This window comes from Lepagella muris (assembly GCF_004793975.1).
GTDB classification, from domain to species: domain Bacteria; phylum Bacteroidota; class Bacteroidia; order Bacteroidales; family Muribaculaceae; genus Lepagella; species Lepagella muris.
This window is the reverse complement of sequence record NZ_SRYB01000001.1, coordinates 175,321-188,436: the sequence shown is the minus strand read 5'-3', so window position 1 is coordinate 188,436 and position 13,116 is coordinate 175,321. Positions and strand designations below refer to the sequence as shown.

General features: G+C 44.0%; 15 protein-coding genes. All 15 read left to right on the top strand.

Annotated features, from left to right (window positions below; all coding sequences use genetic code 11):
* The first annotated feature begins 13 nt into the window (after nt 1-13).
* The 15 genes from E5331_RS01135 (at nt 14) to E5331_RS01070 (ending at nt 13,114) form a co-directional block, all read left to right on the top strand.
* Nucleotides 14-1,606, top strand: coding sequence for a nicotinate phosphoribosyltransferase (locus tag E5331_RS01135; protein WP_135985129.1), 1,593 nt, complete (start codon nt 14-16; stop codon nt 1,604-1,606).
* Entirely contained in the window at nt 1,594-2,448 is an 855-nt protein-coding gene (locus E5331_RS01130; protein WP_135985127.1) for a hypothetical protein, read from the top strand. Before E5331_RS01135 ends, E5331_RS01130 begins: the two co-directional genes overlap by 13 nt.
* Nucleotides 2,448-2,714, top strand: a complete 267-nt coding sequence (locus E5331_RS01125) for a hypothetical protein (protein WP_135985125.1) — start codon at nt 2,448-2,450, stop codon at nt 2,712-2,714. Before E5331_RS01130 ends, E5331_RS01125 begins: the two co-directional genes overlap by 1 nt.
* Before the next feature lies 1 nt (nt 2,715).
* Nucleotides 2,716-3,129 (top strand): DUF4494 family protein, encoded by a 414-nt coding sequence (locus E5331_RS01120; RefSeq protein ID WP_135985123.1) that lies wholly within the window; start codon nt 2,716-2,718, stop codon nt 3,127-3,129.
* Between the two features lie 15 nt (nt 3,130-3,144).
* Nucleotides 3,145-4,002 carry a hypothetical protein gene (locus E5331_RS01115; RefSeq protein ID WP_135985121.1) on the top strand — a complete coding sequence of 286 codons (858 nt, stop codon included), beginning with the start codon at nt 3,145-3,147 and terminating at the stop codon, nt 4,000-4,002.
* Nucleotides 3,989-4,609 (top strand): P-loop NTPase family protein, encoded by a 621-nt coding sequence (locus E5331_RS01110; protein WP_136903610.1) that lies wholly within the window; start codon nt 3,989-3,991, stop codon nt 4,607-4,609. The genes E5331_RS01115 and E5331_RS01110 overlap by 14 nt, the downstream gene beginning before the upstream one ends.
* Before the next feature lie 6 nt (nt 4,610-4,615).
* Nucleotides 4,616-6,496, top strand: a complete 1,881-nt coding sequence (locus tag E5331_RS01105; protein WP_135985117.1) for a bifunctional DNA primase/helicase — start codon at nt 4,616-4,618, stop codon at nt 6,494-6,496.
* A gap of 12 nt (nt 6,497-6,508) precedes the next feature.
* On the top strand, nt 6,509-7,342 hold the full coding sequence (locus tag E5331_RS01100) for a DNA-methyltransferase (RefSeq protein WP_135985115.1): 834 nt from the start codon (nt 6,509-6,511) through the stop codon (nt 7,340-7,342).
* On the top strand, nt 7,332-8,027 hold the full coding sequence (locus E5331_RS01095) for a DNA-methyltransferase (RefSeq protein WP_135985113.1): 696 nt from the start codon (nt 7,332-7,334) through the stop codon (nt 8,025-8,027). The genes E5331_RS01100 and E5331_RS01095 overlap by 11 nt, the downstream gene beginning before the upstream one ends.
* Nucleotides 8,005-9,459 (top strand): DNA (cytosine-5-)-methyltransferase, encoded by a 1,455-nt coding sequence (gene dcm, locus E5331_RS01090; protein ID WP_135985111.1) that lies wholly within the window; start codon nt 8,005-8,007, stop codon nt 9,457-9,459. Before E5331_RS01095 ends, dcm begins: the two co-directional genes overlap by 23 nt.
* Nucleotides 9,460-9,501: 42 nt before the next feature.
* Entirely contained in the window at nt 9,502-10,929 is a 1,428-nt protein-coding gene (locus E5331_RS01085) for a DNA cytosine methyltransferase (protein WP_275441022.1), read from the top strand.
* Nucleotides 10,892-11,044 (top strand): hypothetical protein, encoded by a 153-nt coding sequence (locus tag E5331_RS20185; RefSeq protein WP_168355102.1) that lies wholly within the window; start codon nt 10,892-10,894, stop codon nt 11,042-11,044. Before E5331_RS01085 ends, E5331_RS20185 begins: the two co-directional genes overlap by 38 nt.
* Before the next feature lie 47 nt (nt 11,045-11,091).
* A complete protein-coding gene (locus tag E5331_RS01080; RefSeq protein WP_135985109.1) occupies nt 11,092-11,703 on the top strand; it encodes a hypothetical protein in 612 nt (203 codons plus the stop codon).
* Between the two features lie 20 nt (nt 11,704-11,723).
* Nucleotides 11,724-12,467: a hypothetical protein gene (locus E5331_RS01075; protein WP_135985107.1), complete on the top strand. Its 744-nt coding sequence runs from the start codon at nt 11,724-11,726 to the stop codon at nt 12,465-12,467.
* 149 nt (nt 12,468-12,616) lie between these two features.
* The gene (locus E5331_RS01070; RefSeq protein ID WP_135985105.1) at nt 12,617-13,114 is read left to right on the top strand and encodes a hypothetical protein; all 498 of its coding nucleotides are present in this window, start codon (nt 12,617-12,619) and stop codon (nt 13,112-13,114) included.
* Nucleotides 13,115-13,116: the final 2 nt, after the last annotated feature.

Below are 13,116 nucleotides of genomic sequence, written 5' to 3'. Positions count from 1 at the left end.
TAATCATAAAGATATGAACTCAGCATTATTAACCGATGGCTATAAGTTAGACCATCGCAGACAGTATCCCAAAGGAACGGAATACGTCTATTCAAACTGGACTCCGCGCAGCAATGAATACCTGCCGGAAGCCAAAGACGGAGCAGTGGTCTTCGGTATTCAGTATTTCATCAAGAAATATCTGATAGAAAACTTCAACCGTCATTTCTTCAATTTGCCGGAAGACAAGGCTGTATCTTCATTCAAGCGTCGCGTTGATACCTTTCTTGGCAAGAATGAGGTAGGCAGCGAACACATCCGGGAACTTCACAGACTTGGCTATCTGCCCATCAGAATGAAAGCACTCCCGGAGGGGTCTATCTGTCCCATTCGTGTGCCGATGGTCACTGTCATCAACACAAATCCCAAATTCTTTTGGGTGACAAACTACTTGGAAACCTTAATGTCCTGTGAGTTCTGGCTACCTATGACATCAGCGACAATCGCCCGTATCTACCGCAAGGAGCTTGAACGTCATGCCGAAAAGACCGGCTTCACACCGGACGTGAATCTCGGTTTTCTATGCCATGACTTCTCAATGCGCGGAATGGCAGGACTGGAAGCCGCTATCACAAGCGGAATGGGTCATCTGACATCATTTGTCGGCAGTGAAACCATCCCCGCTATTGATGCCGTAGAAGAATATTATAACGCAAACGCGGAAAAGGAAGTCATCGCAATGACCGTCCCGGCATCAGAGCATAGCGTCATGTGCGCTGGTGGTAAGGAGGATGAGATTCAGACGTTCAAACGGTTCATTACGGAAATCTATGTCGATGGTTTTTGTAGCATCGTAAGCGATACTTGGGATTTATGGCAGGTCATTACTGACTACTTGCCTCGCCTCAAGGACATCATAATGAATCGTGATGGTCGCTTGGTCATTCGCCCTGACAGCGGTAATCCAGTTGACATCATCTGTGGTATCAAACCGGAAGACATCGTTGAACTCAATGGCAAGGAATACCACATCCCCGGTGTGATGAAAGATGCCCAGTATTCTGAATCAATACAGGAAGCCATACTTACATATCCTGATGACCCCGTATATAAGGCGATGGAGGTTTCATCGGCTGAGAAAAAAGGCGTATATGAACTCCTATGGGATTTGTTCGGTGGAATTACCAACGAAAAGGGATATAAGGTTCTTGACCCCCATATCGGTGTCATCTATGGCGATAGCATCACTATTGAACGCCAGAAAGAAATATATCGCAGACTTGAGGAAAAGGGCTTCGCAGCAACTAACCTCGTTCTGGGCATAGGTTCTTACACATATCAGTATCGCACACGCGACAGCCTCGGATTCGCAATGAAAGCCACATGGTGTCAGGTCGATGGTATAGCTCGTGAAATCTACAAATCGCCAAAGACCGACAGCGGAATGAAGAAATCCCTCAAGGGTCTTATCCGCGTCGATAAAGACGAAAACGGCAAATATTATGCTACCGATTGCGTAAGCAAGGAGCAGGAAGCCGGCGGATGCCTTGAAACCGTCTTTGAAGACGGAAAACTCGTCAAAGAAGTTTCATTCTCTCAAATCCGTAAAAGACTATGCAATCAATAAGCAGTCCAGTGGTAGGATTCAATCCACAGGTAATCAACCTTACCAATCAGACCGGGTGTAAAATAACCACATTCCCCGATGGGGAAAAGCACGTCACTGTTGATGACCTTAACCGAAAAATCCCGGTATCCATATATTGCCGTATAACTTGCGCAGATGACCTATTCTGCCTTATGCAAGTGGCAGACGTTCTAAAGCGTCAGGAAATGATTATAGACCATCTTTTCATAGGCTATATGATGTCTATGCGATGTGACCGTCTATTTGACATTAACCGACCATTCTCCCTGAAACTTGTTGCCGACATAATCAACAGTGTAGGCGCATTACAGGTGGGAATCGTTGAACCCCATTCAACGGCATCTCTCTTGAAAATCAAAAGTTCTATCGGTGTAATGGCTACGATGGAGTACTTTTACAAAGAAATAATCCGTCCAAATGAGAATAACCTTGATATTGTAGCCGTGCTGCCTGACAGCGGAGCAATAAGCCGATACAAGCCGAATGGTCTGCCATATATCGTATGCGGAAAGGAACGCGACCCTGAAACCGGCAAACTTCTATCCTTCACAGTAGATGCAGGAGAAACCGAGTGCAAAGACAAGGATTTATTTGTGCTTGATGACCTTTGCGATGGCGGAGGAACATTCGTTGGTCTTGCACCCAAACTCCGTGAACTTGAACCGAAATCCCTGTCACTTCTCGTCACCCATGCCATTCAGCTTGAGGGCATAAAGAAAGTAGCCGAAGCCTACGACCATGTGTATATCACCAATTCGTATAAGGCTTGGGAAGACGAGCCATTACCTGAAAACGTAACAGTCTTTAAGGTCTTCAAATAGTGGGATTCTTCTCAAGATGGAAACGTAAGAAGTCAAAAGCATCTGCCAATCAGAAACCCATTGCCGAATTTAGCGTGACTATCTATCCGGATAAGGCTGAATTTAGTATTTATGGCGATGAGGATAAGATTGGCAGTGCGCTTGCGACTTTGATGCTGAACAATCAGTATTCACATAGGATAATTACAAACTCTATCATCGTGGCAGAAAAGGAACGTGAAAGACATCGTGCCTTTTCTGACCTGATGATTATGAATCTGAACTAATATGTATTACGAAGCAAAAATCAAAGTAGAAAAGACTCTTGATAGCGGTGAAGTCAAGGAAGTTAACGAACACTTTATCATGGATGCCGAACTCTTTGCAGAAGCGGAAAAGATTATGTATGAGGAGTATCCCAATCATAAACTTGACGTGTACGCTATCTTTCGTAGCAAGGTCAAGGAAATTCTCAATGAAAAAGAAGATGACAAGCCTTTCTTCAAGGCTATTGTCATTGATATTTTCACTGATGACAACGGCAAGGAAAAGGAAACGAAATATGAAGTCCTTGTATGCGCTGATAGCGTAGCAGAAGCCACGGCTATCACCACTGAATATCTCAAGCAGGGATATGACTTACGTCTGGATGAGGTCAAACGTGTGAAGATTGTCGATTATATACGCTATAAACGGGCATAATAAGGTATCATCGCCATGAGTAATCCAAGTCAATCCGAAATCGGTTGGATACGCCTTTATCGCAAGATGACGGAATGGCGATGGTATGGTGTGCCTAATATGATGGCAGTGTTCATTCATCTTCTCCTTAATGCCAATCATAAGGACGGCTATTGCTATGGCTTTGAGGTCAAGCGCGGTCAAGTCCTGACATCACAGGCGAAGATAATGGAACGAATCGACATCAAGCGCGGTGCGTTGCGTGAATGTTTGGATAAGTTAGTAGCATCAGGAGAAATCGTGATTGTTACAACCAACAAACATTCACTAATAACCATCTGTAATTACGACAGTTATCAAGGTGGCGAGGAAAGTTACAACCGACAAACCGCCAGCCAACCGCCAACAAACAGCCATCAAGCCGAACCTCAGACCATACCTCAGACCGACACTCCAACCGCCACAAACAATAATAATAAGAATAAAAAGAATGGAAAGAATGAGAAGAATGAAAGAATGGAAGAAGAGGGAAAAGAGAGTATAACTCTCCAAAAGGCGAAAGATGATTTTGATGTTTTTCGCAAGGCATATCCCGGTACCAAACGGGGATTGACTACTGAATTTGAAAATTTCAGGCGAAAACATAAGGATTGGCGTGAAGTCCTGCCTTTGTTGCTACCGGCTGCAAAGGCGTATGCCGAACTGATGCGGACACGCGGAACACCCAAAGAATACATCAAGCATCTCCAGACGTGGATAAACAACCGTTGTTGGGAATCCGAATATCAACCTGAAAACAATTCAAACAATGGAAACAATAGACCTTATCAGTCAAACGGTATATCTCCAGCCGGCAAAGGCCTCATGCTGCCAAACGGAGATGAAATCCATTAAGGCGTTATTTTATGACTGCATCAAATACTACTGCAATGATTTTGTAGTCGATAAAGACAATCAGAAAGTCGTTACTGACCTCTTTCACTGGTGTATCCGTGATAGGAAAGGCGCATTGAATCCTGAAAAGGGATTGTGGATATACGGCAATATCGGCACAGGCAAAAGTACGTTGATGAAAGCGGTCATGTTGTTTGTGGAAAGATATTGGCTAAGGGATAGTGGCGAGCCGGTCAGTCCAAGATGGGTGAATGTTCCCACGTTCTGCGGAAGTTATGCGACAGATGGATTCTCAGTATTTGAGTCAATCCCTATGGGCTTTGATGAGCTTGGCACTGAAATAGCCCCTACGAACCATGTAGGCAACAAACTGAATGTTGTGGCGCATCTGATGAATACAATCTACGACCGTCGCAGTGACATACCTAAAATCGTGACCACAAACAATTCTTTATCGGACACCCTGACTCAATATGGCCCACGGACAGTTGACCGCATCGCCCAATTATTCAATCTTGTCGAACTGAAAGGTGTGACAAGGCGTGAATCTTTGGAAATCTGGAACCTGATTAAGAAAGAACAGAAACAAAAGAAAGATAAGGAGTAATTCCCTATGAAATCATATAGCGACTTTGGCATAGACATACCATCTGGACGCAATAGCGGCAAGATGAAAGTGACTTGCCCCAAATGCCGGGATAGACGGACTAACAAGCGCGATAAGAGCTTATCCGTTGACTTGGATAAAGGGGTTTGGCACTGCCATTATTGTAGTTGGAGTGGAACTATACACGTTGGTGAAAGGTCGCATGATGCCCCCAAGAAAGAATACCGCAGACCTACTCCACGCCCCATCACAACTCTTTCACGCAAATTGGTTGAATGGTTCAATGGTCGTGGAATATCGGAGAACACCCTCAAGAAGATGAAGATTAACGAGGGTGAACATTACATGCCCCAGAAAGGCAAGAAGATGAATACAGTCCAATTCAACTACTATCTGAATGGCGAACTAATCAATGTCAAGTACCGCACGGGAGATAAGGATTTCATGCTTGAAAGCGGTGCGGAACTGATACCTTACAATCTTGATTCAATAACCGGTCAAAGCGAATGTATAATCACTGAGGGCGAAATGGATTGCCTGTCATTTGTGGAAATTGGTAAATCCAACTGTATAAGCGTACCCAATGGCGCAAATAGCAACCTGACCTATCTTGATGACTTCATTGATGGCTGGTTTGAAGACAAGGAAACTATTTATATTGCATCTGATACCGATACTAAAGGCTTGTTGCTGCGTGATGAGCTTATCCGCAGATTCGGTGCTGAAAGATGCAAGATTGTTACTTATGGCGATGATTGCAAGGATGCCAACGAGCATCTTCAAAAATACGGCAAAGAAAGTCTTGAGAATTGCCTCCGAAATGCAAAGGAAGTAAAGGTTGATGGTGTATTCTCCCTGAATGATTATGAGGATGAACTTGATTCAATCTACGAGCATGGTCTTCAAAAGGGGTTTCTTGTAGGTCATCCAAATCTTGATGCCTTAATCAGTCTTGAAACTAAGCGTCTTTTCATAGTGACAGGTATCCCCGGCAGTGGTAAATCGGAATTTATCGACGAGATGTGTGTTCGCCTGAATATCCTATATGATTTCAAGGTGGGATTCTTTTCGCCTGAGAATATGCCGATGCAATATCATGCGGTAAAACTTATGGAGAAACTTTGCGGAAAGAAACTGCAATCCACACCACACTCGGAGCATATATCTCCGGAACAGTATGCCCGCGCAAAGGATTACTACCGGAATAATTTCTTTCATGTATTGCCGGAAGATGGTTCAACGATAGACAATATCTTGGCGAAAGCCAAATATCTTGTAAGACGCTGGGGAATCCGTATTTTCGTGCTTGACCCATTTAACCGCATTGAACACGAACAGTCAAGGGGCGAAACGGAAACCCAATACATATCAAGGCTTCTTAACCGGATGTCGGCTTTCGCCCAGCAGAATGATTTACTGTTCATTTTAATGGCGCACCCTACTAAGGTGCGAAAAGATAACGGAAATGGCGGTGTGCCGACAATGTATGACATCAGTGGTTCTGCGACATTCTTTGACAAGGCAGACTTCGGTATGGTGGTACACCGAGAGCGCGATGAAAGTAAGAACTACACCCTCGCAAGGGTGGAAAAAGTAAAATTCAGGCATCTTGGTCAGCCGGGCGATGCGACATTTAAATTCAACGTAATCAATGGTAGATTTATACCGTGGAAGCAAAGTGACGGCATAGCGGTTGATTATAGAGCCGACATGGTGGATTTCGTTAAGCAAAAGCTGAATGATAAAGTCAAAATTCCCCAGACACAAATGGAACTGCCGTGGGAGAATATGCCCAGTATGCCAAATATGACCGCTTCATCCCCAATAGAATCTGACCCGGATTTCCCATTTGGGCCAATAGACCCTAATGAACCATTACCATTCTAATATTCAGACAAAATGAAAGATATAGAACTATTCAATGACCACTTCCAGAATTGGAAGAGATACCTGAACTGCAAGGCTCAACTTATAATTGCGGACGTTCCCTATAATCTTGGGAACAATGCTTACGCATCCAACCCTAAATGGTATGTCGATGGCGATAATGCCAATGGGGAAAGTGAACTTGCTGGAAAGCAATTCTTTGATACCGATGCCAACTTCAAGCCCGCTGAGTTTATGCACTTCTGCTCCAATCTTCTTATCAAGGAGCCAAAGGAAAAGGGGAAATCTCCTTGCATGATAATCTTCTGCGCCTTTGAACAGATGATGTATTTCATTGAACTTGGGCAGAGATACGGCTTCCAACACTACATACCGCTTGTTTTCGTCAAGAACTATTCACCACAGGTTCTGAAAGCAAATATGAAGATTGTAGGTAACGGTGAATATGGTCTATTGCTATACCGAGATAAGTTACCGAAGTTTAACAATAACGGTCGGATGATATTCAACTGTATGGACTATCCCCGTGACACAAAGACACCAAAGATTCATCCTACGCAAAAATCCGTGCCTTTGCTTGATAAGTTGATACGTCTTTACACTGACCCCGGAGATGTCGTTATAGACCCATGCGCAGGAAGCGGAACGACTTTGCTTGCAGCCCGGCAATGCGGTCGCAGGGCTTATGGTTTTGAAATCAAGAAAGACTTCTATGCCGATGCCGTGAACTTGTTGGAAACTTACAATCCTCCTATGTCGATGTTCGATGTGGTTGAACTGGATAAGAAACGTGCCAAAGGCAGATTGCAACACAAACAAGATACCCTATTTTCAGATGAATCCTAAAAGCAATATAATACTTGGTGACAGCTTTGAAGTGCTGAAATCTATGGCAGATAAAAGCATAGACCTTGCGCTATGTGACTGCCCTTATGGAATTGACATCTGCTCAAGTGGCAGATTAATCAAGGAAAAAGGCCGTCAGTATAAGGCATGGGATAAGCAAGCCCCATCTGCGGAATTTTTCAAGGAGCTTCTGCGTGTAAGCAAGAACGCCATCATATTCGGTGCAAACCATTTCATAGAACGAATCCCCATCAATTCCAAATGCTGGATAGTTTGGGATAAGGAACAGCCGGAAGCACTGTCTTTCGCAATGTGCGAGCTTGCACTGACAACCTTTGACCGCTCGGCAAAGATTTTCAGGTATAGCGCGGCACGTCAGACAGTAAAGGAAAAGCGAATCCATCCTACACAAAAGCCGGTGGCTTTATATTGCTGGATTTTCAAGAACTTCACAAAGCCCGGCGACCTGATTCTGGATACCCATTTAGGAAGTGGGAGTAGTCGTATCGCAGCCTATCACATGGGTCTTGATTTCATCGGATGCGAAATTGACCCTGAGTATTATTCAGCCCAAGATGAACGCTTCAAGCAGGAATGTATGGGCGTAACCCACATCGGAGATAAGATAATCACCCAATATAACCTTTTCAACGAAGACCAAAATGGAGAAGATAAAAATATTTGAAGCCTTTGCCGGATATGGCAGTCAGTCAATGGCATTGGAATTACTCAAGGATGACATCGGACTTGATTATGAAGTCGTAGGGATAAGCGAGATAGACCCTACCGCCATCAAAGCCTACTATGCTGCGCGTGACCCTGAACTTTCAAAAGTTACAATGTCAGACGTAGAAAATGCCCTCCGGGGGGGGTATCAACCACCGAAAGAGCTTGTAGAGAAGTATCCAAACTTTGGAGATATTTCACTTATAAATTGGGAGGAAGTCCCAGATTTCAATCTTCTCACCTATTCATTTCCCTGCACCGACATCAGCAATGCCGGCTTGCAGAAAGGACTCGCCGAGGGGTCTGGAACACGTTCATCGCTTCTTTGGGAGTGCGCAAGGGCGATAGAGATAAAACGCCCCAAATATTTATTGATGGAAAATGTCAAGGCACTCGTCAGCGACAAATTCATGCCCGATTTCAAGAAATGGGCAAAATACTTAGAAAGCCTCGGTTATTCAAATCACTATCAGATATTGAACTCCAAAGACTATGGCGTACCGCAGAACCGCGAGCGCGTCTTTATGGTCAGCATCTATGGCGAAGCCATCTACTATTTCCCCAAGTCCTTCAAGTTAGACCGCCGCCTCAAGCACGTCTTGGAAACAAATGTGGACGAGAGCTACTATTTGTCTGATGCAAAGATTCAGGCGATAATCGACCACTGTGAGCGCAAGCAAGCAGAGGGATGTGGTTTCAAGAATCGATTCGTCTATGCAGATAAGGTTGATACAGACATTCCACTAAACATCAAGATTATTCCTGAATATCCCAGCGGTATGGGAATCCCCTTTAATCGTCTTATTCTATCCCGCCCTTGCTATGTCAGCGAGTTTATGTCAGTCTTTGTAAAGAACATCAATGAAGAATACAATGGAAAAGTCTTCTTCATCGATGGCAAAAACAAATATGAATTTGCCAATATCGCTGAGGCGATGAAGTCAGATTTTATCATCACAAAGACCACAGGCATACATAATCATGCTTGGTATAACAATGACCCGTGGAGTTTTGATGGTCTGCATTTGGCTACCGGGGGGGGTATTGTGGAACAATCACAGGACACTACGGACACCGTGAAACCGATACATACATCCAAGAATGAAGATGATGGCATCATAGTGGTGGGAAAGATGAACAATTCGCAGGACGGCAAAATCGTGGATGCTGACGGAATCGCACCGACACATACAAGCGGACATGGAAACTGCCCTAAAGTATTGGTAAATACTCCATCCCGAACCATCTGCCTGAACTCTAAGGATGAAACCGGTAAACAACCAAGTATCCATGACCGGGTATATGACAGCAATGGAATAGCAACTGCGCTAACAACCGGTTGGCATCCCTGCGTCACAGAATACCCAAATAATCAAGACAATGAACAATAACCGCCATTTACCCCCCCCGAAATCCTATTGGTTGGAAACATTATGCCATCAGGTCATCGTGCTGGGAATGTCTTTGACCCTGACGGCATCTCACCTACCATAATGGATAATCACGGCTATCCGGCTTTTGTGATAGAAGAAATAAAAGAAGATGATATGAATCAGCTTATTCAAGTCGCCCAGATATATGACAAGGAAAAGAATCCTACCAACGGCAGGGTTTATGACCCTTGCGGTATATCACCAACGCTGACAACTCCCACAGGAGGCAATTCGATGCCGCTGATAATGACAAAGGAAGAAATCGTAATGAACTCACGTCTGAAAGAAATGCTTGAAGATGGTCAAATCCCTTTTGAGGATGGTCTTTGGATTGATACCTATAATAAGGGTGTGAATCCGGATGTGGCAGGAACACTGCGCACGACCATTGACAGCGCAAATATGCACTATGTTATGGAACAGATACCATTCAACACTGCCGAGAATGGGTTAGCCTACACAATCACTACCCGATATGGTGCTATGTGCGCCAGCAACCTGATTGATGGCAATTTCCCTATGACCGGCATCCTGACAATCGATAATCCAACATTAGAAATGAAACGACTGATAGAAAGCGGATACCTTAATTTTGACAAAGGTATGCCGAAAGAACCCACAAAGAAATCGTGTGCCATGCGCAGACGTGGCTCTATACCCCCATTCCATCAGGAGGTGGAAATAGGAGATGATGTAGCCAATGCCATCACAACTGTCCAAAAAGACTCTATGGTCTTTGAATCGGTTGAAGACCCATCCATCATCTGCCTAATGCCGTGGAATCGTCCCGGTGGCGATGTGGGTGACATATCTCCATCCATAACGTCAAGCGCGTGGGAGCATAACAATTATGTCAAGATACCTAATCCAATGGTTATGGCAGACCCACGGAAGAATTACGGCAAGTTTGCGCCATCATCTGAATCATCACCGACCCTACTAAGCACGGACTACAAATCCCCACATCTTGTAATGGAGGCTTCTATGGAAAGGATACCATTTGAAATTACACAGGCTGCTGAAAAGTTACGACTTATAGCGGCTGCCAGTCGTTCACAGGAGATTGGCGTTACAATCAATCCTGATTTCAGCCTACGCCCTCATAAGCTCAATAGGGCAAAGGACGGAATAAGCGAATATTGCACTGACTATGATGAAAGCATCGGCAGTACAAACATTTCTGCAAGACCCAACAATGTCTATGGTAAGACAACCCGGTTTCGCATACGCAAACTGACTCCGCGTGAGTGCTACCGCCTTATGGATGTACCGGAAGAAAAGATAGACCGACTACTGTCATCGGGCATATCCAAATCACAGCATTACAAGTTGGCAGGAAACTCAATCGTGGTGGCTTGCCTGTATCACATCTTCAAAAACTTATTCACAAATGAAATACCCCAAAATCAGCAACTATCCCTCTTTTGATATGCTTTCAGGTTATCAGGGTCAGATGGCAGAACTTGACAGCATAAGGGTAAGGGAGATGATGCAGAATCAGGAACTCAACATCGACAAGATTCAATTTACCCCCCCCATTTAGAATCTACGACCCTATTTACCGGGATACAAGTTAAGCAGCGTGAGCCAATGCAAGAGCGTGACCTGTCAACGGAAGAATTTCTGAATCTGTTTGAACGCAAAGAATCCCTTAAAATGGCGTACATCCCTCACTTCATAACGCAATGCGTGGTCTATTATCTTGACTTACTTGTAGCGTATGCAAGGGATAACCGGCTTTCAGAATACAAGAAGCAGACACGTCGACTCAAGGAAATCAGAAAGGAATATATGGATTCCCTTGAAAAAGAAATGCCACCAAAGGTATTTCAGAAGTTTCTTGCCCAGCGCGATGAATATCTTGAAAGCTGCGGAGGCAATCTGACACTGATGTTTTTCACTTTCGGAAATCAGATTCTCAAGTATCATGGGCGCGTCAAGCACGAAAGTATCTTCTGTTACGCCAATATCATCATAGCTTTCATTGACTATGTGGAAGACTTCGACCGACAGGTAAACAAGCGTATCGCTGAAAAACTCGGTATGCCGTGCCGGAATCATGGCGATGCAAGACTGACAGCAATAAAATCGGTTTGTATGGGCATAAAGAATCAATATCCCATTGAGCCCAATGACCAGACCAAACTATGTGTAAGCGTAATGGCTAATAAAGCCAGCGCAATGATAAATGCAATGTTATAATACCCATCTTCATAAACGATATGGAAAAGACTATAATTGACATCATCGACAAAAAGGCACAACGTCAATATAATAGAATGACGGGGATAAAGAGAAAGGCTTATAGGGCGATGCTCTATGCCGGAGTGCAGATAACCTTGAATGGATATTCGGTCCGGGAAATCGCCCCTGAAATAGACTATTCTGAAAGCGGAACGACAAAACTTGTGCAGAAATGGATTCAACTGATGCAGGGTGGCGATGTGACTGTGAACCTGATAATAAATGCAGTCCAGAAGATTCCTATGAGCAGACGGATTGCGCACAAGCAGACCCCAGTTAAGGAGTCAGAACCCATCACGCCCTCAAAGCCTGTTCAGGTTGAAATTCCAAAGCCTATGCCGGCAATCACTCGCCCAACAAGAACAAAGGTCAAGAATGTTCTTGGCTTCCTTATAACCCCGGAAGATGAGATGCGCGAAAGAGCCGCCATCAGGTCATCAATCCTTTTCTTTCAATCTTATGGAAAAGGTAAGGAGCCGCGCATGAATGGTGAATACTATACACCCGGCACCAATCCTGATGAAGTAGTAAAGGATGAGGGAAAATGGCTACCCCTTGATACGGCGGCTCTTTATTGTGGCTGCAAAGAGGAAGTGATAAATATAGCCGGTCAAAATGGCATCATTGAAAGGCGTGTATATAGACGTAATGCCAACCGCAATTACTACGAATACAAAGTAGATGATTTAGACCGCTTTATCCGTGATAATCATCTATTGTAATCATCAATAAAAGTGTCAGGTCAATACGACCTTAAAGAGTGAATAAGAGTTAAAAATCTTATTTGCTCGGCACTTTTATTTGCATAATTAAACTATTTGGTTTAATTTTGCGTTATCAAAATATAGTAAATAATTTAATAAATCAAAATATGAAACAAGTACAACCGCCTCAAGATGGCATAGAGAAATGGGCTGAATGGCTTGATTCTCAGCCAAAGAATACACCTCTGACAAATGAGCAGATGGATATGTTTATGGCGATGACTCTGAATGAAGCAAAGGTTGAAACCGATTCAGATGCGCTCAAGCTGATAGAACCCAGAAGACAGAACTTCGCTTCTATGCTATACCACCGGATAAAGAATTGCCATACATATACAATCAGCGTGGCAGCCGCAGCCTTTCTTTCAACGCTTACCAAACGACCCGGCGAAGTAGTGATATATACCAACTTTCTTCAATATAAAGCCTTTAAGATGGGCAAGAAGAGGATGACCATGCGTGAAATCGCGTTGATATGGCCGTTTGGTTTCTTTTCGGAAGAAACCTTACATCAGGCATGGGATAAGCAGAAGATGGCTGGCTGTTATGCGTCTAATATGCTTGATTCTTATGAGGCGCAGAAATCCATTGAGATACCTGAATAATT

Coding starts and splice junctions, on each gene's coding strand:
- E5331_RS01135 (WP_135985129.1), top strand. CDS start 14: ATGAACTCAGCATTATTAACCGATGGCTATAAGTTAGACCATCGCAGA.
- E5331_RS01130 (WP_135985127.1), top strand. CDS start 1,594: ATGCAATCAATAAGCAGTCCAGTGGTAGGATTCAATCCACAGGTAATC.
- E5331_RS01120 (WP_135985123.1), top strand. CDS start 2,716: ATGTATTACGAAGCAAAAATCAAAGTAGAAAAGACTCTTGATAGCGGT.
- E5331_RS01115 (WP_135985121.1), top strand. CDS start 3,145: ATGAGTAATCCAAGTCAATCCGAAATCGGTTGGATACGCCTTTATCGC.
- E5331_RS01110 (WP_136903610.1), top strand. CDS start 3,989: ATGAAATCCATTAAGGCGTTATTTTATGACTGCATCAAATACTACTGC.
- E5331_RS01105 (WP_135985117.1), top strand. CDS start 4,616: ATGAAATCATATAGCGACTTTGGCATAGACATACCATCTGGACGCAAT.
- E5331_RS01100 (WP_135985115.1), top strand. CDS start 6,509: ATGAAAGATATAGAACTATTCAATGACCACTTCCAGAATTGGAAGAGA.
- E5331_RS01095 (WP_135985113.1), top strand. CDS start 7,332: ATGAATCCTAAAAGCAATATAATACTTGGTGACAGCTTTGAAGTGCTG.
- dcm (WP_135985111.1), top strand. CDS start 8,005: ATGGAGAAGATAAAAATATTTGAAGCCTTTGCCGGATATGGCAGTCAG.
- E5331_RS01085 (WP_275441022.1), top strand. CDS start 9,502: ATGCCATCAGGTCATCGTGCTGGGAATGTCTTTGACCCTGACGGCATC.
- E5331_RS20185 (WP_168355102.1), top strand. CDS start 10,892: ATGAAATACCCCAAAATCAGCAACTATCCCTCTTTTGATATGCTTTCA.
- E5331_RS01080 (WP_135985109.1), top strand. CDS start 11,092: ATGCAAGAGCGTGACCTGTCAACGGAAGAATTTCTGAATCTGTTTGAA.
- E5331_RS01075 (WP_135985107.1), top strand. CDS start 11,724: ATGGAAAAGACTATAATTGACATCATCGACAAAAAGGCACAACGTCAA.
- E5331_RS01070 (WP_135985105.1), top strand. CDS start 12,617: ATGAAACAAGTACAACCGCCTCAAGATGGCATAGAGAAATGGGCTGAA.